16 protein-coding genes and 1 pseudogene are annotated in these 22526 nt (G+C 55.0%); 5 read left to right on the top strand and 12 right to left on the bottom strand.

Annotation, left to right across the window (positions count from 1 at the left end; genetic code table 11):
- Positions 1-18: 18 nt before the first annotated feature.
- A pseudogene (locus ACODNH_RS01700) lies at positions 19-2674 on the bottom strand (DUF1156 domain-containing protein).
- 101 nt (positions 2675-2775) lie between these two features.
- Between ACODNH_RS01700 and ACODNH_RS01705 the strand changes: the two are divergent.
- The gene (locus ACODNH_RS01705; RefSeq protein ID WP_434530005.1) at positions 2776-3291 is read left to right on the top strand and encodes a hypothetical protein; all 516 of its coding nucleotides are present in this window, start codon (positions 2776-2778) and stop codon (positions 3289-3291) included.
- A gap of 49 nt (positions 3292-3340) precedes the next feature.
- On the opposite strand, the gene ACODNH_RS01710 is transcribed toward ACODNH_RS01705, so the two are convergent.
- The 4 genes from ACODNH_RS01710 to ACODNH_RS01725 form a co-directional block, all read right to left on the bottom strand.
- On the bottom strand, positions 3341-4663 hold the full coding sequence (locus ACODNH_RS01710; protein WP_434530006.1) for a hypothetical protein: 1323 nt from the start codon (positions 4661-4663) through the stop codon (positions 3341-3343).
- 117 nt (positions 4664-4780) lie between these two features.
- Positions 4781-5443 carry a hypothetical protein gene (locus tag ACODNH_RS01715; protein ID WP_434530007.1) on the bottom strand — a complete coding sequence of 221 codons (663 nt, stop codon included), beginning with the start codon at positions 5441-5443 and terminating at the stop codon, positions 4781-4783.
- On the bottom strand, positions 5444-5737 hold the full coding sequence (locus tag ACODNH_RS01720) for a hypothetical protein (protein WP_434530008.1): 294 nt from the start codon (positions 5735-5737) through the stop codon (positions 5444-5446). It abuts the gene before it with no gap.
- Complete coding sequence (locus ACODNH_RS01725; RefSeq protein WP_434530009.1) at positions 5700-6374, bottom strand: hypothetical protein; 675 nt, start codon at positions 6372-6374, stop codon at positions 5700-5702. The genes ACODNH_RS01720 and ACODNH_RS01725 overlap by 38 nt, the downstream gene beginning before the upstream one ends.
- A gap of 243 nt (positions 6375-6617) precedes the next feature.
- On the opposite strand from ACODNH_RS01725, the gene ACODNH_RS01730 reads away from it, so the two are divergent.
- Entirely contained in the window at positions 6618-9887 is a 3270-nt protein-coding gene (locus ACODNH_RS01730; protein WP_434530010.1) for a DUF499 domain-containing protein, read from the top strand.
- A gap of 2 nt (positions 9888-9889) precedes the next feature.
- Positions 9890-10276, top strand: coding sequence for a hypothetical protein (locus ACODNH_RS01735; RefSeq protein ID WP_434530011.1), 387 nt, complete (start codon positions 9890-9892; stop codon positions 10274-10276).
- Between the two features lie 8 nt (positions 10277-10284).
- Here the strand turns inward: ACODNH_RS01735 and ACODNH_RS01740 are convergent, their stop codons facing one another.
- Positions 10285-13305, bottom strand: coding sequence for a 5-methylcytosine restriction system specificity protein McrC (locus ACODNH_RS01740; RefSeq protein WP_434530012.1), 3021 nt, complete (start codon positions 13303-13305; stop codon positions 10285-10287).
- Between the two features lie 370 nt (positions 13306-13675).
- Here ACODNH_RS01740 and ACODNH_RS01745 point away from each other — a divergent pair, with 370 nt between their 5' ends.
- Complete coding sequence (locus ACODNH_RS01745; protein ID WP_434530013.1) at positions 13676-14515, top strand: hypothetical protein; 840 nt, start codon at positions 13676-13678, stop codon at positions 14513-14515.
- An 847-nt stretch (positions 14516-15362) separates the two neighbouring features.
- Here ACODNH_RS01745 and ACODNH_RS01750 read toward each other — a convergent pair.
- From ACODNH_RS01750 to ACODNH_RS01770, 5 genes are all read right to left on the bottom strand, one after another.
- A complete protein-coding gene (locus ACODNH_RS01750) occupies positions 15363-15905 on the bottom strand; it encodes a hypothetical protein (RefSeq protein WP_434530014.1) in 543 nt (180 codons plus the stop codon).
- 401 nt (positions 15906-16306) lie between these two features.
- A complete protein-coding gene (locus tag ACODNH_RS01755) occupies positions 16307-16855 on the bottom strand; it encodes a hypothetical protein (protein ID WP_434530015.1) in 549 nt (182 codons plus the stop codon).
- Between the two features lie 770 nt (positions 16856-17625).
- A complete protein-coding gene (locus ACODNH_RS01760; RefSeq protein WP_434530016.1) occupies positions 17626-18951 on the bottom strand; it encodes a Cdc6/Cdc18 family protein in 1326 nt (441 codons plus the stop codon).
- A gap of 756 nt (positions 18952-19707) precedes the next feature.
- Positions 19708-20031 (bottom strand): hypothetical protein, encoded by a 324-nt coding sequence (locus tag ACODNH_RS01765; RefSeq protein ID WP_434530017.1) that lies wholly within the window; start codon positions 20029-20031, stop codon positions 19708-19710.
- A gap of 122 nt (positions 20032-20153) precedes the next feature.
- Positions 20154-20567 carry a PadR family transcriptional regulator gene (locus tag ACODNH_RS01770; protein ID WP_434530018.1) on the bottom strand — a complete coding sequence of 138 codons (414 nt, stop codon included), beginning with the start codon at positions 20565-20567 and terminating at the stop codon, positions 20154-20156.
- Between the two features lie 128 nt (positions 20568-20695).
- Here ACODNH_RS01770 and ACODNH_RS01775 point away from each other — a divergent pair, with 128 nt between their 5' ends.
- Positions 20696-21244, top strand: a complete 549-nt coding sequence (locus tag ACODNH_RS01775; RefSeq protein WP_434530019.1) for a hypothetical protein — start codon at positions 20696-20698, stop codon at positions 21242-21244.
- A gap of 81 nt (positions 21245-21325) precedes the next feature.
- On the opposite strand, the gene ACODNH_RS01780 is transcribed toward ACODNH_RS01775, so the two are convergent.
- The gene (locus ACODNH_RS01780) at positions 21326-22303 is read right to left on the bottom strand and encodes an IS1595 family transposase (protein WP_434530020.1); all 978 of its coding nucleotides are present in this window, start codon (positions 22301-22303) and stop codon (positions 21326-21328) included.
- Positions 22304-22526: the final 223 nt, after the last annotated feature.

Consider the following 22526-nt stretch of genomic DNA (forward strand, 5'->3'; position numbering starts at 1 on the left):
GCGAAAATTATCTGCCCTTCAATAATCGCTCAGCCGAGATTCCAGAATATTCCGGTAGGTATCGTCCCCGGTAGCGTCGGCCAGCCCTTCGCACAGCTCGCGGAGATCATCGGTGATCTCCCACTCGCTGAGGTACTCGGAGACGGATTTGCCGTGTTCCCAGCGATAGCGGAGGAACTGAGCCTTGTCAAGGTTGGTGAGTTCCTCATCGCTATCGACGCGTGACTGGATGTAGGCGATGCGCTTCTCATCGTCCCACGTACCAAGTTTGAAGCCGTCGTCCATCCGGTAGAGACGCATATCTTCCATGCGCTCGGGAGTCGCATTCGTCCCACGGCTGAGTTTGTTGAGGTCGTCGTAGGACGCATCTGGCGTCTCCAGCAGGTCAAGGAAGACATCGATCTCTCCGATGTCGCTCCCGTGTTGGATGACGCCGTAGATTTCGTCGACGACTTCCTTTGCCGTCATCGTCTCGCCGGCGCGTTCGACCTTGCCGTGATGCTTCGAATACTCGTGGAAACACCGCCCCATTTCGACGACACCGATGTCGCCGCGAGAGAGGTCTCGGTTCTCTTCGAGGCGCTGTCGGGTCTTCTGGGCAGTTCGGTAGATGTTGCGCCGGAGGCTGTTCCACGAGATGGGTTCTCTTTCTGTTGCGGGACGCGCGACTATCACAATATCAAACGTAACTGCTTCTCCCCCGATGAATTTGTTCTCGTCAGCGTTGATCGGATACGTCGCCGTTACTTCGAAGTCCTGCTGACAGAGTGCCTGTAGCAGTTCACCCCATGATTCCACACCGGCATGATGATAAGTGAAAACGACGGCGCCATCCTGCTTCAGCATTCGATGGATGTTACCGAACGCTTCTCCGAGCTCTGACTCGAATTCCTCGGCTCCCTTGTTTTGAGCGGGATTTGCTACGATGCTTTCAGCACGTGGCGTTTCAGTTGGCTGGAAGTGCTCGTATTCGTCTGCTAAGAGAATCCGCTGCCAGACATAGAAGAAGTCTGAAATCTCGGAGTAAATGATGTTGTCGTAGTAGGGTGGGTCAGTAAGTACCACGTCGAACTCATCCTCCATTTTCTAGTGTCCGGGCGTCCGAACAATGAACTTCGAAGTCCCCACCAAATGGTCGAGCGAACTCTGGAGTCTCCACGGTTTCACCGTCCTCGATATAACGTTCTGTTGGTGCTTCTGCATACTCAACCCCTCTCTTGACCATATCCCACATCGATTTGAAGGTACCTCTGCCATATTCGGCACCCCACGGATTCCCTTCTGCTGGCTCATGAGGAACGTCGAAGGAATTCGATTTAAATAGGTTGATGATTCCATTCCGACTATAATCGTATCCAACCATCAGGGTATTCGTACGGAGAATGTTACTGAAGATGAGAAGCAAGTACTCTCGGACATCTTCATCGTCGATGTGATCGATTCCTCTGAGGATTTTGCTTAGTGTGAGTAACTGGCGGTCGTTGAATAGATCTGACCACTGGTCGAACCCGTGGTCGAGAAGATTGTGCCCCCCACCGATCCCCCCTTCGAATGCGGAGCTGTCGGTCATAATCCCTAACGGAATGTCTACGTTGGGAACGTACTCGTGTAACTCTGGAGAGTTCTGCCATTCTTCAGATGCCTCCTCAAACCGCTCAAGATCATCATCCGAGGGCGCCTTGTAGTCCTTTACTTCACCCTTGGAGTGACCGTTATCGTCACAGTGTTGACAGTAGTATTCGATGGCGTAGGGACGAAGGTCGAATCCATCCTGCTCTTGGACAGCATCCGCGATTCCGTATTGCTGACCACACTCCGGACAGGAATAATCACCGCTCCCAACGTTCCCCTCTGATGGATCGAATGTCTCGCCCGTGGTCGGTGAAACCTGCTCCGACTGCCAGTCGTTGACACGGATAACTGACCCATCGGTGGGGTCGAGAACTGTGTATTTATCGTCGTGATCGTACCGACCTTTCCCCACCCGATAATCTCGGAAGAGGGGAACAGAATGGCCACAGGAAACACAATCGACTTCCTTCACCCAGAGGACGTACATTATGTCGGCATCGTGATCCCCGTTTGGACACTTCGTCCGATAGTATTGCAGGACATCCTCGGCGATGTCCTCTCGCAGTGTCTCGTACGCATCCTCTAAATCTTCGACATCGACATCGCTGGCCTCCATTTGTTTCTTCGTAACGAACCAAGCTACGGGATTCAGGTCATTACCAACGGTCTTTGCTCCAAATCGTGAAGCCTCTCCGATAGATGTCCCTCCTCCCATGAAGGGATCAAGCACCTTCTTGTCCTTCACACGGACATCCTTAGAATACAGTTTCCAGAGGGAATCCGGATCAGTCAAATCAACCTCGTCTATCAAACTCTGGATGCCGATATCATCTGTCGTATAGTCTGAAAGTGAGCCGTTCTCACCGGGCTCATGAACTTCAATTTGGTCAGAGTCGTCAAGCAACGTGTAGAGAGAGATAGCACGAAAAACACATCCCAGCCGCCTTGCCCACCATTTATGCATCGTGTAAATCGGCCGGTACCACTGCTTAGCTCGCCCTTCCTTCGCCGCAATCTCGTTCACACGCTCTATGGGAAATCCTTTCTCAATGGGCAGCGTCTTCCGCTCCCCTTCTTCAGACTCACCGATTTCCTTAGACATTGATTGTAACCTACGTGTTCTCGGGGGGTTGTATAGCTTTCCGCTCCCGGGTGGTCGGGACGCGTCCCTAATCTGAAGTGCAATCTACAAGAAGACCGCCTATGAGCAAGGCCGAGATCACGGAGGAATGGTTCAGTAGCCTGTCGTCTAACCGGAAGGGAGAGATGGGTGAAGGACTTGCGAAGACGCACCTCCGTTCGGTCGTCGAAGAGCACCCACAGATATTGTTTCCCGTCTTCGAATCGGTCAGCCCGTCGTCGATCTACACGCAGGTTCGCCATCGCCGGCACTTCACGTACGAGGACGTCCAGCAGGACGGGTCAAACGAGCGCATCCAGTGGCAGGCTGACCTGACGATTCGACTTAGCAATCTCTACTCGGATTCCGACCGCGAGGTCTCGCGGACTGTCGCACTCGAAGTGAAGACCGGACAGTACGCTCGGCTGGAACGCGACCAGCAGAAGGTGATGGGGATCGTCAACGAGAACGACGACTACCTCGTCCTCCGGGCGAACGTCCGATTCGATGCGGACTCGGTCGCCGAGATTCAGTATGCCACGCTGGAACCCGCCCCGTCGACGAAAGCAGGCTATCGGTTGAGTTCCTACGGCCTCTGAGTCCGAGACAAGAGCCAGAACCCGCTTCAGCGGGAGACCACCATTACGGCTATACGGAAAAATCGCTATCGCTTTGCCGCCATTCAGGGACGATATTCTCCAACTCTTCGGACTGAATCTCCCCCGGTCGGTTCCCGAAGACCCACTCGAAATCGTCGAGATTCAGGTACGGTTCCTGGAGCCGCATCCGGAGCAGCTCTTGGAGGACGCTGGCTTTGAGCAGAACGATGTTGTCGATGTCGGTGTTCGTTCGCAGGTCGCGGAGGGTTGATTCCTCCGTGTCGCGGAACGAACTCGAAATGATGGCGAAGTCGATGTGGCGCTTCCCCTGGTCGCGAAGTCGACGCGTGTGAGTCTCGATGTACTCTCGAATCGTTCGGTCGTCCCGACCGATGCGATAGCCTTCCTCCCGCTTCTTCGCGTCGTATATGATGGCGTAGTCGTTCCGCACTGCCTCCGCGATCCCGTCAGGATTTCGTCCGGAGCCCTGCCCTAACACCTCGGTATCGAACCCAAGCATCTCGAACAGGACACCCAGCTTTTGCTCGAAGATGACCGGCAAATCGGTATCGGCTGGCGCATATCTGGTCACGGCCTCATTGGTGCCGGCGGCAACCGCGTCCAAATCGGCGACGGCCGGCGGGAGATACGGTGAATCGACATCGACGAACGCTTCAGTCTCGCCAGTTCCTCCTCCTGTCTCCTCTTCGATGTCGGACTCATCCCACTCTTCGTGCCAATAAATTGCGTTTGCGATGTCGCGGTACTCGACCGGGCTTTCTAACCAGACATCAGCCTCTTCTCGCAGCTCGTCAAGCGTCTCGACGAAATTCGCATACCGCAAACCGTACGGGGCATCAGTATCGAGCAAATCCTCATCGCCCAGATACTGCTCCGACGCGGGGTAGAAGATCGGCCACTCCGTTGGCTTCTGGATGTGCCAGAAGTAGCTGAGGAAGAAAATAGTGGACTTCGGGAATGGGTCAGAGTCAATATCGTTGTCCTTCAGCCGTTGCGTGTACTCAGCGAACGAGTCGACCTTCGTTTTAGCCTGCTCTACTAATTCGGGCGGCTGAATCGCCTCCCGCAGCCGGTCGCCGAAGTCTCCCTCGTCCGGCGCAGCGTTCAACAGCTTGTTGAAATGCATCTGGCCGATGAAGCCGTCGAATCCCCAGAGCTGGTTTCGCTTGTTGAGCCCGTCGATCCTGCTCTTAAATTCGACGACATCGACGTCACCCGCTCGGAAGTCTTCGATGAGGGGTTGGAGCTTCTTCTCGGCGACATCGTCCCGCTTCTGGTTGTGTTCTTCGTAGTGCGACTGGGCTTCCTCACTTGCCTCAAAATCTTCAAACACTTCCCCTGGTGCAGCCATCTCTCTCTGTGTAGAGTCATCTAGCTTGGTTGAAATACTAGGCCAGACACATCGTTCAGGACTTACGGAAGAACTGTAGAGGCCTCTGTCAGACCAGAGCTATCCTCTCTACCGGATTTACGACCGATTCGCGAGCGACACCACGTCTTCGAGCGACGTTTGTTCCAGAATCAGCGTCCGATACCCGTTGTCAACCAGATCGGTCGGGTTCGTCGTCGCCAGCTCGGTCACGTAGTCGGTTACTTCGGCGACATCGTGCGCGTCGAGGCAGATGCGGCGGTCGTCCCACGGGATGTCCGAAAGCCCGTCGTCGATGTCGGCATACTCGCTCTCTCGCTCCCAGACGTCTACCTGCCCCATGAACGATTGGCGATTCTCGATCGCTATCTGTTCTATGTCCCGCGCAAGATTGCGGAGCCGCTCGGTCAACTCGTCGAACTGGATGAAGTTGGGCACCTCGTCACTGTAGAACGCGTGCAGCGTCGTCCCGGCTTCGTTGTACCCCGAAATCAAGTTTTGGCGGATTCGGGACGTGTCCATCGAGTCCAACTGTCCCTCGAACTCCGAGTCCTGAAGGCGGCCGATGTGGTCGAAGATTCCGTCTGCAATCTCCTCCGCGAGATTCGGTTCCCGATTCAGGTGCTCCGAAACTACGGTCTCAGAGACAAACAGCTCGCTATCGTGGTCGGTGAGGTACTGTCGACAACGGTGATGGTGCGAATCGTCACGAAAACAGAACCCGAGTACGACGCCTGTGTCGAGGAACGAGGCGTCCGACATCTATTCCTGGCCGAGGAGGCGTTCGATTTTCTCGTCGATGGTCTGAGAGTACGCATCGGAGACGCGGTCGAGTTCCGTACTTCGGGAGCGTCCCTGGAGAAGTTCGGAGCGGACGTCTCTGAGGGTCACCGTGAACTCTTCCCGCTCTTCGGCGGCGTCTTCTTCCCAGTCAAGCAGCCGTTCCTCGGAGATGTTCTGATTGTAGACGAACCGAAGCACTTCCTTGCTGAGTACCAGGATGAAGTCGTCAAGGAACTCAGCGATACGGCTGTACTCCGTTGACTGGTCGACCATGAAGTCGGGCGGTGTCGTCCCACCGGAAGTAGAGCGATTTCATCTCGTCGTAACGCTCCTCGTCACCCGGGTACGCCGCCATCATCTCGTCGAGCTGCCGCTTGAGGTACTCCTCGTTCGACTCCCCACCGCTTCCGTAGTTCTGCAGCCGCTCCTGCCTGCCCAGATCGATCGTACTCAGGAGCCACCGGAGTTCGCTGTACTGGCGGATGAACTCGTTCTCAGCGTACTCCTCGTACTGATGCTGCTTGATATCCTCGACGTTCTTTCGACCGAACTCACGTACTGTCCAGTCGACCGCATCGGGAATCACTTCGAGACCAGCTTCTGAGACTTCGAACGCCTCGACTGGCAATTCCTTGGGAATGTACTGCTGTCCGTCCCAGCCGATGGCCAGCGGTGCGTTGTAGAACCGCCCCGAGAACTCGTGTTCGTTCGCCAACTCCCCGTACATGTACCAGTACCGGGGGAGACCGACCTCGTACTCATGAGATTCGGCGAGATGTCGGTCGGTGATGCAACAGAGTTTCAGGAACTTCGACCGGGAAATCTGGTCATCGCTCTGCTCCTTCAATCGCTTCAGCAGGAGCCACCCCAAGAACTCCGGCTCGCCGAACTCAGAGTCCTCTTGGGGCATTACTTCTCTGAATATCCGACTGATAGGTTGTTAACTTTTGCCTCTCGTCGTTCGTCCCACACCACAGGCTCAGAGGATTATGTACACAAGCCGTGGTCACCGATTCACTGTAAACCAGTTACTGTTAGAGCAGCGAGACCAAATTCGGCAAGATTCCTGGCGCCGTCTCGCAAAACAACTGATTGTTTGACGATTGCTGACCACAGTACTTATGCGAATAACATACGGTGTCTATGACATCAAATGGCCAGCACGGAATCTCTCTCACGAACAATCGCGGACACCGTCACGATAAGCCGGGAACTCCGAGAGGAAGGCGAGATCGACGGCCAAGTCAAGCTCTACAACGTCGAAGACGAGGACGAGTTTGAGGCCGACGCGTCCACGTTCTTCGACCGGACACTGATGACGCAGGGGCTTCGTGAGGGATTCGTCGACATCCGAGACACGCTCCGCGGAGACGAGAACTACGGCACGCACATTCTCTATGGGCCGTACGGGAGCGGGAAGTCCCACCAAATGGTTGCGATGTATCACTGCTTCGCCTCCCCCGACGCCGCCGGCGAATTCGGCGACCGTCACGTCGATGGCTTCGCCGACGCGTTGCCCGACGCGGAGAATTCTGACGCGGTCACCGTCTCGCTCCAGCAGCGCCAGCCGGACTACCTCTGGGAACCGTTCTTTGATGTCCTCGACTACAATCCCACGGAGAGCGACCTCGATCCGTACCCGGATATGGAGACGATTCAGGAAGCAGTCGGGGATCGAACGATTGCGTACCTGATGGACGAACTCGAGGACTGGTTCGAGCCACTCAGCGGTGACCGCAAGAAGCGCAACCGTGGGTTCTTGCAGGCCCTTCTCGAAACTGCCGACCTCGACGACAGCGACGTATTCGCCATCGTCTCCGTCCTCCGAAAGGGATCGCAGGTTCACAACATCCTCGACCGCGAAAGCGCCTCCGAGGTTAATATGAGTAGCAAAGTGAGCAAGCAGGAGGTCATCCGCCACCGCCTCATCGATGATATCGACGAGAGTGCGGTCGAGGAGATCGTCTCGGGATACGTGGACGCGTACGCCGACAACGACCACGTCCCGGATTCAGACATCCCGAGCGATCTCGCGGGGAAGATGCACGATACCTACCCGTTCCATCCCATCCTCCTGAACGCGCTCGAAACTCGCTACTACGCGGACGAGGGCAATCAGAATACGCGAGGGATGATCTACCTCTTCTCGAAGATTCTGACGACGGCTGTTGATCCCGAAGCCGAACCCGACGACGGGGACGCAGCACGGCTCATCGAAGAGACTGACCTTGTCACACACGGCGACATCGATGCCGTCCTGTTCGACGACGAGCTGACGCGGATCAATATCGACCGGCCGAGCGTCTGTATCGACGACATTCGGAATCGGGTCGACCCGAAGAAGCTCCCGTACGGCCGACGTATCCTCAACACGATCCTGCTCTACAGCCTGAAACCCGACGAGAGTGAGGGCGCAAGCGACTCCGACATCGTGATGGGCACGTACCAGACGGGCGACCTCGTCTCGGACATCATCCTCAACCGCGAGCAGCTCTACGGCGTCGCGTGGTACCTCCACAAACTCAACGGCAAGTACGCAATCCGCGATCGACAGAACCCAAACGCTCTCATCCAAAACAAGGCCGAGGACGTCGACGAAAAGATCGCTCTCGGACAGATCGCCGACACCGTCGAGCAGGTATTCGGAAACGACGCCTACCCGGTCGGATTCACTGACGGCGACCTCAAGCAGGTGCCCGACAGCCGGGAGGCCAAGGTCGTTGTCAAAGCGAACGAGTGGACACAAGACGAGGTCAAGACCGTCATCAAGAACGCCGACGGAAGTCCAGGACGCGAATGGCGAAACACTCTCGTGTTCATCCAGCCCAGTGGCGACAAGAAGATCGAATCGGGGACGGGATTCATCGAAAAAGCTCGGTATATCGAAGGGGCCGAGCGCGTCCTTGACGACGAATCCCTCGACGGCGAAATCCGTTCCTCGGTCAAGCGACAGCGCGAGGATGAGCGGCGCGAACTCCGCGACCGTATCGAGCTCGCGTACGGGGAGATTCTCGACGGCGACGATCTCCTCAATGAGTTCGACTTGGCCGCCGAGATGGATCTCGACGTATTCGTCCCAGAGGGTGACCCCCTCAGCGCCGGCGACATAGGAGACAGCGTTTCCGCTGAAGGCATCGACCTCCAGCGCCACGTCTGGGGCATCGTCGAAGACCTCCTCGACCGACGGGGGGAGGCCAGTATCGAGGACATCTACGAGCAGTTCCTCCGCCAGCCAACCTACCCCATCCCGGGTAGCCCGACAGACGTATTGGATGCAGCAGTCGATGCACTCGAAGACAAGCCCGTGGTCACACATGGATCGAACGGGTTCTCTGACTCGCTCGCGGGGAGTTCGCTTGACACGACAATACTCCACGAGCGTGACGTCCAGCGGTGGATTGTCGAGGACGTCGAACAGGAACTCCGCAAACGATTCGGTAGCGGTACCAAGTCAATCGACATCGGGAACTTCGAACTCGAACTCCTCGAAGACACGGAGATCTGGCTTGAGGGCGATGGTCACGACACCGTGATGACAGCCGCGGGCCGCCTCGCCCAGGACGACCAGTACGTCCTCTACAGTGGCACTGACATCGTGACGAAGGCTCAGTCCGACGCAACGATACGCGACATCTCGGAGGCCGAGCGTATCGGTACGTCGGAAGTCCGAAATCGAATCCGCCAGACGTTAGAGGAAAACGGTCGAGCCAACACCCACCGAATACTCGAAGAAATCCGGCGGGACGAAACGGTCTACCTCTCCGAAGACGATACCAATCGATCGTTCCGTGAAGCAGTCACGGACTTCCTAGTCGACGAGTATCTCATCGATGCCGATCGCGAGTATAAGGACGGCCTTGGTGACCGCGACCCGACTGATGTTACGCTCGTGCCAACTGTGCCGTCCGATGTCGGTGACGAGATTCTCGAGTATATCGCTGGACTTGACGGCGACGACAAATTCACGGTCGGGAGTGTCGCGGATAGGTTCGATTCGTCTGTGTCCGAAGACGCTGTCCAGACATTCCTCCTTCAGAACCTTGGTCGTGAAGCCGATCCCGAGTACGTTGTCGGTTCTGGGGCCTCGGATGGTGCGGGCGATCCGTCGCGCTGGTCACCGGGATACGAATTCCGCGTCCCGAGTGGGGGCTGGCGTTTCAAGTTTGACGGCGACGACGTTGCGGAGTTGCGTCGCAAGTGGCGTAAAGACGAACAGACGGGTGAAGTCACCTACGGTGAAGTCAGGTTCATCCTGAGCAACCGAATGGGAATACCGGGCCCGCTGCAAGGCACAGCGAATGTTGAGGAAACCATGACCAAGCTGACGCTCGAATCCGGTGAAGACTACACGAAGATTCGTGACCTGTTCGAGAGAATGCCCGAGGAAGTATCCAACATCTCCGTCGAAATCAACTTCGAGTAACGATGGTCGAACATGGCAAACTCTCTGGCGAGTACAACATCGTCGACGAGGACGAGTACGACCTCTTCGACCACCAAGTCCCAATCGAGGAGTTCCAGAATATGCTCCGTGAAGATGACGTGCCCGACGAGGTATGCGTCGTTGGACTCGACGGCATTTTTGAGGATAACGACACCGTGAACGAGTTGTCGAAGCTGATGGATCGTCAGGCGAATACTCTGGAAAACCGCCGTCCGCTTCCGGCGATCCAATTCGCAGTCGAAGGAACGTTCCAGCGCCGACAACGGGACTTCGAGTTACAGACCGGTGGCGACCTCTACCGGTTGAGCCGTATCTTCGGGCCACAAATCGAGCGTCGAAACAGTGGCTGGCTCACGGCCCCATTCTAAGGGATCGCTTATAACAGTCGGAAATCATCTGCGACCGAAACGTCGAGAGGACTTCCGTCCTCTCCACGCGTTACGAAGTACAGGTCAATACGTTCCCTGTCATCTTCTCGGCGGAAAACCGGCACGCAAGTCGTTTTCTGGGGCAGGTAATCCTCGCATTGCGTCTTGATCTGCCGACGCGTCCACTTGCCCCCCTGTTCGAGATCAGACCGCGACCGATACTGGTTCGACAAGGTGTCTGCCGCAGCGTTGACAACGCGTAGCGAAAATTCGTGGACGTTGCTGAAGTCGAACGGGCCGTCGGAATCGGTCAAACGACTCAGATCGGCCATCTCGTGTTGGTCGAGACACAGTGCGTGTTCCTCGACAGCCTTGAACAGTTCGAGGGCGGGATATACCGTCCCGAGTGCCCCGTACAGGTAGTCCCGGATACTGCCGTGGTACTCCTCAAGAGAGAAATCATCGGTCGCTGGGGAGATAACCTGTAAGTTTGCTCCTGTTTGCGAGACCGTCCGAGTCCGGGGTTCACCGAGTGGCGTCAGGAATCCCATCTGGGCAGTGTCCAGAAGATACGCGTAGCTGAAGAGGCGTGACCGTGATCCGCCGCTCTTTACCGGATCCTTGCCCTCGGCGTAGTACTTCGAGTCGAGAACGGCGAGCGTCTGGTCGCCTTCCTCAACGGCGTGATCAGGCTGATGGTACACCTGTGACTCCCTGTCGAAGGGTTTGAGCGTCGGGGAACGAACGGCGGAGACGTTCTCTGTCTGGTCAATGTAGTCGTTCACTTTGATTGCGTTAAGCTCGTCCTCGATAGCGATCTGTGAGTATTGCTCGAACAGCGATTCCATATTGAGAACGTAGTCGACGACCAGTTCGCGGTCGCCCTCCATTGCTGGCGTTCCGAGTGATGATGCAACCACTGCCTTTGCGACCTCGGTAGCCTGACGATAGTAGTGGCGCTGCTTCGGGAGGTCGGGCAACGAAAATCGCCTGTACTCCGGAATTCGCCGGCGACCACTTGTCACGTCCAACTGCTCTAGGTGCCGTACCTCCTCATGTACCTGTGAGAAGATATGGTAGTACGCCTGGTGGTCGTACTTATCCTCGTACTGTCGGAAGAGTCGCAAAAGGTGCGTACCGGCGTAATGGAGAAGCGAGTTGGCTGGATTGTCGTAGTTGACTTCCTTCAGCAGACAGTGCTGCTTTGCACGGCCTTCGGCCTGATTGAGGAGCGACTGCTCAATGTCGATGACGCCTCTTGGCTGTTCGAGGTCGGCTCGCCGGGTTTCCAGTTGTCGAACGAATCCGTTACGGTGTATGTTCTCTAATCCGTTGAGGTAGTTGATCGCGAGTATCAGGAAGACGTCCTCTAAATCGACGTCTTTAGTTCGAAACTCGTCGAGTGGGATACCATGGTATTCGATCGTGCGTTTACGACCGTGAACTGCCAGCAGCATATCGAAGATTTCGTCCCAGTCAATCTTCGGCTCGATTCGGAGTTTCGATCGGGGAGTGAGGGTGACGATACCCACGTTGTCCCGCGCGGTCACGTGCATCACCGGGCCGTCGACTCGGACTTTGACGACCCGGTACTCCTTGTCTCGGTCGTCGAGCGACTCCTGGGTTTTCACGAAGACGTTGGCGGCCTCCTGTTCGAAGGAGGCCCGACGCAGTTGATCACCAATCGAGGGAGGACACCCTTCAATCCGGATTTTACCTCGTTCCGGGACGCTGAACGTGCCGGGTTGGTAGGTGTACGATTCGTCAGGGTCGGAGATACTCGATTGCTCGTAGGAGCCCATCCGGCGGCGCTCGGCTTCGAGTTCTCGGCTGGCGAGATCGGCCGCCGGCGCGAGGTCAAACATCTCGAAGGACTTGTTGAGTGCCCGATAATGCTCCTCGATCTGCTCGATTTGTGGGAACGCCGCTGAGTTTAGTAGCCGGGGGACAATGAACGTGCGGAACGCCTGTCCGACGGCTTCCTCGGGTGCATCCATGTACAGACTCTCATCTTGCAGAGCTTCGCGGAGGAAGACCGTCACGTCGCGATAGTGCATCGGTCCGAAGCGCATGATCGGGCCGCGCGAGGCCTGTTCGGAGCCGTTGTTGATGCCGTCATAGTCAGCCTCGAAGAGTTCGAGCAGGTCGTCGTTCCCGAGGAGGGGAATTTCTCCGAGGTTGCTCTCAAGCCATCCTTCGAACAAAGATCGCCGGTCGTCGTCCTCGTACTCGTCGAGTTCGACCATCGCGAACCGACGCGTGATAGCGTTGTCCAGCTCGTTGACCGTCCGATCGGACATGTTCATCGTACAGATGATGCTCACGTCCTCGTCGAGTTCGATAGTCTCGCCATCGTCAGTTTCAATCAGCGTCTGGTTGCGGTTTTCGATGGCAGTGTAGAGCGGCCCAAATATCTGCGAGATGTCGGCTCGCGTTATCTCGTCCAAGATGACTGCGTAGGGGATATTGAAATCTCGAGCCCGCTTGACACCTTCCGAGACGGCCCCGAGTTCGGTCTCATAGTTCAGAGACCGATAGCCCGAAGAACCTGTGAGGCTCGGCCCGATTCCGCCGATGATGTCTTTTGCCGTCCATGATGGCGTTGCCGTATGTAGTGAGTAGCCAACGCAGTGACGTAGTGCGAGTTGCTTCGCGAAGGTTGTCTTTCCAGTACCGGTCGGGCCGTAGAGAACGACCGGCTTGCCAGTCCGCAGTGCGGTTTTGGCATTCCGTTCCACCTCGTCAGGAACTAGGATACTCTCAGGGGTGTCGTCGCCACGCGTGATGACGGTTCGCTTCAGATCCTGCGACGCCTTCGGGGACTCGAGAACTGCGCGCCGAATTCGGCCGATACCCTGATCCCCCTCGTGGTGGAGATCCAACTGCTGTTCGCGAACGAGATATTCCAAGACTTCCGCACTTTCGGCTCCCTCAATCGCCTCGACTACCTTGTCCTCAATGGCTCGAAGTACGTCGAGATTACCCTGAACGTCTTCGAGCGAATAGCTGTCCTCCGATGAACTACTCATTTGTTGGCCTACTGTTCTAACTCGCGTGTTAAAAACGTGCCCTCAGCTACCCTGATAAGAACGACGACCTATCTAATAGTGTCTTCCAAGTTTGACCGTAGCTTAATCAGTATGAATTCACCACCACTTCCGGTGTGGAACCTGTCCAGAAAACTTGGTGAAATACGCATATCAGGTTGAGATAAATACTACAACCACTAGTCACAGAGTTCTCCTTCCGCTTCGACCGGCTTACCACAATCTATTATGTCGCGAAATAGTACAAATGCCGAGGTGTGGTCGTGATTATCGCCACAATCGGGGACGACCGCCGACCTGCATCTGTCCACGAAGTCATTAATATGCTCTCTGAGAATTGTCCGATAGCAAGATGGGGCACGTCTACTACCATCACCCTGTAGACAAGCAGTTCTCTCTCGATTTCGTCAATCCAGACGCCGAGAATATCGTGTCACAAATCGTCGACTACGACGAGGATGTAGCTGTGAAAGTCGTGGAATACGAACTTGAAACAGAGTTCTACGGTGTATACACATCTCGGGTTGGCGGCGGTGCAGTGGGCGAGATCGAACTTGACCTCAGTGACGCTCTCGCGGACATGACTGAGGACAATGGGACGATTGTCGCACGTCTCCTAGAGATATATCGTGCGCTCCTCTCACAGAACGAGGAAGAAGAGGGTACGCCTGTGGAGGCTTACAAGAACATCGACATTGAGGAACTCCCCGATGCGTTTGACGAGACGTCGTGGGAAGGGACGGCAACAGATGTCGCTGGTCGCCTCGCGTCGAACCTGATTCTCAAGCACGCTCTTCCTAACGCCAATCATCGGACCGCTGTGGCGCTGATACAGTTCTACCTGCGTCGCATCAACAGCGACTTTTCGATGCCCGAAACAAAAACCGAGATTGAGCCCGATACCTACGACTGGCGAGAGTGGGTCAACGAGTATATTAACGAATCAAAGCGTCTCCTGACTGTTCGGCGGAAGAACGTCCTGTTCAAACATTTGCGTGAGTTCGGAGCCACAACGCTTGAGCGGAAACACGAAGTCATGATCGATTTGTCAGAGTATGAGCTTGATATGTATCCGCATGAAGCGAAGGTATTCGTACGCCGAAAAGCACCAAGACCTCTGGATAGAATTTGTGGAGAAAGCAGTCGAGCGAGCCGGTTTTCCAGAATTGACCGACACTACGGGGATATCTAAAGCAGAGTTCGCAGAGAAAATCCGGCGGCTTGACTAGCGGACTGCGTTAGTCTTGGAGAGTAGCGACTAATCGGCCAGTTTCCTCGGCCTCTTCGCTACGCGACATCCCATATGTCGCAAGCGCCTCGTCCACCGCTTCATCAAGACTCATAGTTCACTTCAATATTAGCTGTGTGATTGTATAAACTCTTGCATCACCCTGCGTGCGCGCCATACAGACGTGAGAGATGTTCCTGATTATCGCGGTATGCTTGACCAAATTCTCTAACATCAGTACTGGGCGCCTATCTCTCACAGAGGCACATCTTCCTTTCAGCCGGACGCAGTGCTCGGTAGAGGTGGCATAGGTGTAAACGAAAAAATATACCACCATCTCGATTCATCGTTCGATTGTCCTGAAAAGGACCTATCCGAGCCCCATTCTCTGGTTGCTCGGTATAGTGCCGGGCTTGCATCCCGATATCACTGCTTTCCCCAGAAGCGCCATGTCGCGTTATTCAGAGACCCAACGGTGTTCGATACAGCTAACCGAGCGCTCAGAGCCCATCGGTATCTCGCAGTAGTCGAAGTAGCAGACCGAGGGTCAACGTCATCGCAACAACGACGGTAAGTGCAATAACGAGCGTCCCTATTCCAACCATATGTGGTGTCAGGGAATCCTTCACAAGAAATCCTCGGTGTGAGACTCTCTTTCCCGGTCCAATCCAGTCCGTCCATTAGCAACTGTACTCACCGGTTGATAGACTTACTCTTCTCCAGAAAGAATCGCTGTGTGACGGACCGTTTTGTAAACAGAAAAGCAGCCACGCCAATTGTAGGCGGATCAGGCACCAAGTGGGTGTCCCACTCAGGACTCACAGTCGTACGAACGATTACCTTTCTCAACGGAAACTGCCCGAGTCGCAGTAGCCACGACGCTATCCGATTCACGTAGACGGATATGGATATTGGCTGTATCGCCAACTGAGAGTGATTCATCGTCACGGACCACCCAGAAGACGTCGGCTCGTTCCCGACCCGTCTGCTGAACGGATTCGGTAGTGGTTCTCGAATCGTTACCGATGCTCACTTCGATGTCGTACGGGGTGCCGTCACCGCCTTCCATCGGGGTTTCGACGAGGATATCGGCACGGACCGTGAGATGGTTACCCGGAGTTCCACTCGCCACACACGTTGCGACGGTCCCGTTATCGATATCCGGCACCGTGATCTCGTCATTCAGGTGGACGGAGACGTTGGAAGCCTCGACGGTAGCCTCATCGGGATTAATCTGGTCTGTGACCGGAGCGAACAGTACCAGAGTCCCAACGCTGAACGCCGTCACAAAGAGAAACGCAACGACAGCGGCGGGGCGGGGTGGCCAGTTGAGCAGCCACGGTAGCAGGTTCACAACCATATTACCGAAAGGGAGGTGGATAAATTGGGGGATATGACTCAGGTGTCTGAATTTTCATGGAGGAGAAGAGCAGTGACGAGGCCCCTGTCGGGAGCATCACCAGACCAATCGTGAAATTCCAGAAGCCGAGAAGGAATTGCCCAAGTGAACCGATCAGCAAGAGACAGAATCGATAGAATACCGAACCAGCTGTTCCAATCCACCCAAGTCAGATAGTGATAATGAACAGTACGAGACGGGATGTTCGATAGCCAGGGGTGGGGAGAAGAGCAAGAAGAATGATCGTAAGGAGCGCAACTGCGACAACAGATGCTCCCCGGAGGACATCGAGTATAGCGTATTCCTTTCGCATGGATTTCGACAGTTAACGCAGTGACCCCTTATAGAGGAGGGAGTCACCAGTTCTGCATACCTGCTTCAAAAACGAACACAACGGTTCTGTTGGCCAGCAGAAGACTCGTATACGCCAGAGCCGGTACGAAGAGCGACTCCGTTTCGTTGTACGTGTAGGCCGCGACACCGAGGACAGCGAGTTGCGTGGCCGCGTACAGCCCGCCTGCTATCGTCTCAATCTCAGCAATCCCCGAGAGGATAATGATTGCAGTCACCAATAGAACGGGAGCGAATCCGAGATATCGGAGCCAGCTACGATCAACTCGTTCGTTCGCATATACTGCCACGCCGAGTGAGAGCGTGAATACGACGACACCGATGAGTTTCCCTAACTCGGGGACGGTCGCTAATCCTCCAGTATTGCTCACCATCACGAATCCCGTCATTGCAGTTGTCAGAACGATCGCTGGGCTGGCACTGACGACCTGTTCAAAACTCCCCTGTATTAGTACCTGACAGATCACCACCAGCGCTGGCACACCAATAATCAATCCGAGTCCGGCGATGAGCAGGACTGGCAACACAGGCGCGTCAGCGGCGACCGATGTCATGGTTAGTGAGTTATACGGGACACCGGTCACAGTACCAACGAGTTTTGTGACCGCCACACAAACAACAGGGACGAGAACTGCTATTCCAGCCAGAGAAACATCGTTTCGTGACGGGATTCGGAGCCCGATATCGATATTTCGGAACGTAGCGTACGCTCCAGTGAATACGATCAGTCCTAGGATGAGGACTCCGCCACTCACGAGCGTGCTGAGAAATATCCCACCAACTACCGGCGGCGTACCAAACACTGTGGTCAGGGATTCGCGGACGAGTTCCTGCCACAGGTACACTCCGATCAACAGTGCGGTAATAATTCCGAGTTCTACTGCGAACGGATAATCGGAAGGGAGGGAGGAACCGGTACCATTCTGGAGGGACATAGGCCGAATACAAGGAAGACGTATTTAGTCGTTCCCCGACGAATGTCGTGGAATTTCGTTACTTCTCGAACGAGAGTCAGATAGCTAATGTGTTTAACGAACGGACGTACACACTCTTGGGCGTGATTAGAGACGAAGAACCCGAAAGCATTCGCGAGACAGCACGACTGGTCGGCCGTGACAAGTGGAAAAGAATATGCCAAGGGATTCTGGTCGTGCTTCTCCCTGTAATCAGTACTCTGTTCCTTTTGTACATCAGACAAATGTAGAACTCCAAGTCAGGGGGATTAGCGAATCCACGCTACATGCAGTGTCAGGTTAAATTGCTGAAACGGTGGGGGTATTGCGTAGATGAATACGGGTCAAAACTAAACTACCTGCCAGCAAGACTATTGCTTCGGTCGATCAGCACTAATTCGCTCGAAATCAATATCTGCGAAGCGAGCTGTATCTTTGAGAACTTCGACCGCGATTTCAGTATCGACCTGTAGTTGATATTCCCAAGCTGGCCCGCCAATTGAGCCTGCGGTCACCTTTTCACCATCAGCGATCCCCTGCATATCGAGTTCACGGAGATGGTCTTTGAATCGCCGCTGGCCAAGCTTGTCGGCATCAATCCGTGAAGCGATACTCTTGTACACGCCGTAGATCGGCTTGGCTCGGACGGGAGCATCACCAGAGAGTTCCAGCGCAGTAAGGGCAGCCAGGGCAAGATGTGCCTGGGTCGTCATGTCACGCATTGCCTCAACGACGGCCTCTCGTTCCACAAGTGCCTGCGCTTCACGAGCGTGATCCGCGCTGACACGATCATCACCGTGTTTATCCGCCAGTTCACCGGCCTTGCGAAGGTATTTGATTGCCTGGCGAGCATCCCCCGTATCCTGTGCTGAAAGCGCAGCGATGAGTGGGATTACATCGTCGGTCAGCACGCCACTCCGAAACCGATACTTTTGCCCAGATTGGTCGATTTCGACGACAGTTCCATCTGCGTCTCCATGGGCCTCAAGTTCATTAATTTGGACGAGTTCGGTATCACGAAACGCCTTCGCTGCACGTCGGCGGAGAATCTGTTGAAGCTGTTCTGCGTCATATGGTGAAAAGAGGACAGAATCATCGTAGAGCGAACTCTTCACTTTCGGACTAAGATTATCTCGCCACTGGAGGTCGTTACTGATTCCGATAATACTGGGAAAGACATGGTCCTCAACGTAATCCTGGGCTCGGGCCCGAGGGAGACTATAGAGAATCCGGTCGTCGTCACCAAGAGTATCGATTTCGTCAAGGACTATGATAATCGTGCCACCGATATCGTTCATCGCCTCAAACATCATATCCATCACGACATCGGTCGCATAGCCCGTCGGACGGCTGTTACCGGTGAGTTCTTGATAGATGCGGGAAGCGGTTTTATATGACGTCGAGAGATCGTGGGACTCACATGAGACATATGCAGTCGTTAGATCAAGATGATCGGATTCTTGCTCAGCATGTGCCTGAAGTTCTGAGAGTTTTGCTTTCGCGGCAGCTGTTTTCCCTTGTCCTGCTTTCCCGTGAAGAAATACGTTGTTAGCGCCAACCCCTCGGGCAGCGGGTGCCAACGACATATGGAGATCGTCCATTTCATCAGTTCGTTCGGGGAGATTATCGGGATGATATTCTTCACGGAGAACCTCTTCACGTTGGAAAATAGGCGAGGTATTCGAGAACTGGGTCATATGCGGAACCCTCTGGCCAAGACATAATAAAACCCCGGTTGCAGGAATGTCTTGAATGTCTTCAACAAATAGTTAGAGGAGGAACGAATGGGGCACACCCACACCACTATTTCAGGAATTCTTATCTGAGAAGGAAGGTCTGTCAGACTCAAGCTAATCCACTATACCTTGCGAAATAACGCTATACAGTTCTCGTAACGTGTTTTTCAAATAGAAAGTGATCGCAGTAGTTTGTATACTATATTATAACGTTTTCGTCTAGGTAGTAGTAAGTATAGTAGTAGAAAACTCTTAAAAGAGATTTAACTGGTATATCTCACAACTATCTAGACCGTTTATATGTGAAACCTCTCTAAGTATTTTCCATAGATTTCGTGTCTGGTTCTAATTCGGCGGAATTGATGAAACAGTGGTGGGGGTCTCAGACTTTTCAAAGCTATCACTGATAAGAACGTGAATTAAATAATATATCTTGGATTGATCCACTCTGTCTTGGAATGTAGCTATCTCCCTAATACCGAATTGATGAAACGGTGGTGGGTGTCTCAGAGTATTGTTTGAGATTGTCCGACTAACGTGAGTGGTTTTCATGAAACGGTGGTGTGTCCCTGCCTTCCTCGACGTTTGAAATGACGTAGTCGACCCTCAAAATTGGTGAAACGGTGGTGGGTGTGGTCCCCTCGATATTGGTCTCACCCTTCCACCGACATCCATTTACGACGGAAACGTGGGATGGGTGTCCCCTCTCTTCGAGTTTTACTCGTCCGAATTGACCGGTCCCTTGTACTGAGAGAGCACTTTGTCCCCTTCTCGCCACTGCCAGTAGTAGTAGCGGTTGTCGTTGATTTCCTTAATCGTGATCGTTGCCTTCGACGGGACGTCGTCTGGAAGATCATCGGGTCGGTCGTCAATCTCGTCGTCCTCCGCCTCCTCCTTGAGGCGTGCCTCGCGAGCTTTGTGCTCTGCCAGCTCCTCGGCGTAGCGTGCGATATGCTGGAGTTGGTCCGGCGAGTAGCCGTTGAGTGTGTTGACGATCTCTGTCGGAAGTTCCGCCGGGGGCGTCGGTGACTCGTAGGACATCAGCGGTCGCCTCGTGTTAACCAACAGAGCGTGTATTGGCATAGACTTGTTGGTTAACCGGATATCGCGTCGTCACTGGCTAAAGAGTACGAATAGCAAACTATTTAGAAATAGACGTACCGTTAGACGCCATCCGGACGAGTGGCGTTCTCGTACTTGACCATCTTCTCGGGCTTGTCGGAGATAGTGTCGTAGATCTGCTGGAGCGTCTCCTCTGCAGCGAGCAGGTTGTGCTCCTCTAGGAACTGCCGCCCCTCTTCGGTCAGGCCGTAGAACTTCCAGGGGTAGCCCTGCCGGCGCTGGTCGTCGTCTAAGGCGACCTCTTTGACGATGCCGGCGTCGATGAGCTTCTGGATGTGCTTGTAGACGGTGGCATCGCTCACGCTGGGGTTGAGCTCCTCGAGCTCGTACATCGAGGGCAGCTGCACGGGATGCTGGAGGATGTTGCTGATCAGGGCGAACCGCGTCTGTTGGGTGACGAAGTGGACGAGTTCGCGGGATTCCATCCCCTCAGCAGTTCCCAGGTCGGTGCTCATACGACACGATACACGGCCTGGCGGCAAGTAGTTTACCCTCGAGTAAATTACCCCTGAGTAAACCACATCTGACTAAGCTGGTGATTTACTCCATAAACCGTATCGCACGGCGCTGAGAGGAAGCGTGTATGTCCGAAGAGGAGCCGCCCGTGCCCGAGGAAGTCCTCACCAGTGCGAAGGACCAACTCGACGACGAGGAGATCTCGTTGGCGGACAACGAGGAGATCCTCCACGCCCTGAGCGAACTGACTCCCGTCTACGAAAACGAGCGCTCGTACTTCGTGTTGGGCAACTACGACCGGGAGCCGATTCGGCGGCTGAACCTCGTGGTCGACCGGCTCAACCGCCGGCAGGACGCCTACGCCTTCCGGATGGTCGACATCCGTGGCGAGTGGGACAACAGCATCCAGAAGTTCTGCCTGATTGCCAACATCGTGACCTACCTCGTTGGCGTTGCCGAGAAGGAACCGAGTGATTTCCTTGTCGAGCAGGGCCTCCTCGTCGGCACGACGGAGTTCTTCGCGAAGAGTCACGTCCTCAAGCGGGTGTACGAGGACGAAGAACACCCCTTCGGCTGGATGCAGGACGGCGTCTTCGAGCTGTTCAAACAGGAGGGTCGGCTGTATCGCTGGCAGACCGAGGAGGAGCTCGTCGACGTGACAGACGACCTTCCGTGACGGCGGATGGCGAAGGCGATCGCCCTATTAACCAACATACAGGAGTATATGAGGCAATTTGTTGGTTAACACGAGGCGTTCTTACGTAGAATTGCGGAAAGCCCCGATAACGAGGCAGTCAACGATTGACTCGGTGGATTCACCAACTGGATTGAGCGACCGAACGATGCCAAAGGTGTGAGCGGCCTGTTCCAAGCCCTGCTTGGACAAGCCGCGAAACTTCCGTAGCCACGGCTGGACAAGCGAAAACGGGCACTCAGCTTGGTTAATATGGACGCCTTCTGGCGATACGTACGTCTCCTTATGTACGACCGTTCGGTGGTCAAAGTCCATTTCTCGGTATGCTTGGAGTCCGTCGGTCCAGACCTCTCCCAGCAGCTGGGAGAGGTCTTCAGCCTCCTGGATTACTGGTTCAAGATCGCCGCTGTAGTCGATACCGAGTTGGCCCTGAATCACGCGAAGCGAGTCGCGGCACGCCGCGACGAGCGTCAGCTGGTCACCGTGACGTCCTCGCCAGCGTGATCGGCCTGTCTGAGACGATCCGCCGCGAGAACGGCTGTTCCGCGGCGGCTCTTGGCCTTTGTAGCCCGAACAGACTCTGCCAGATTCGTCAACTTGTGTCGGTCCATCGATAGTCTGGTCGAGGAGTCTCCAGACGACGGGGAAGCCACGATGGATCGCGGCTTCCACCTCCCGAATCGCCGTGTGAACGGTTTTGTAGGCCCGACCGAGCAACGGTGCGATCTGGTTGATACTGAGCAACGTATCGGCGTAGAGCGTGAATGCGAGAAGTCCCTCGCCGCAGGTGAGGTGCTTCTCGTGAAACGGCGTTCCGTAGGTGTAGACCGGCTTGAAATTGCAGTCACGGCACCAAACGCGGTCGAGATGCGGCCACGTTTGAACGGAGTTGTGCCCGCACCGTGGACAGGACGTATTCTCCCAAAATTCCTTGAGTCGCCGCTCGATGCCCTCATCGAGCGGCTCGGTGTCGATATCGACGACGCCCAGCTCGATCAGCCCCCGAAACATTGTGCCGAACGCCGGCTGAGCAGAAGACATACTCCCAGATTATGGCCGGCTCAGTGTAACTATAGGGTCTTTCCGTAGCTCTACACAAGACCGATTTTCGTACACCTCGTAGCGGAGGAGATACGACCCCATCTCTACGATGTCGTCGACGCGTGTCTGGCCAGCAGACTCCACATCGATTGAACGACTGTACTGTCGAGCTTCCGGACGGGATTTGTCGCGTCCCTCGAACATTCCGAGTTCGATCGTGTAG

The organism is Haloarcula sp. NS06 (assembly GCF_051122755.1).
Lineage (GTDB): Archaea > Halobacteriota > Halobacteria > Halobacteriales > Haloarculaceae > Haloarcula.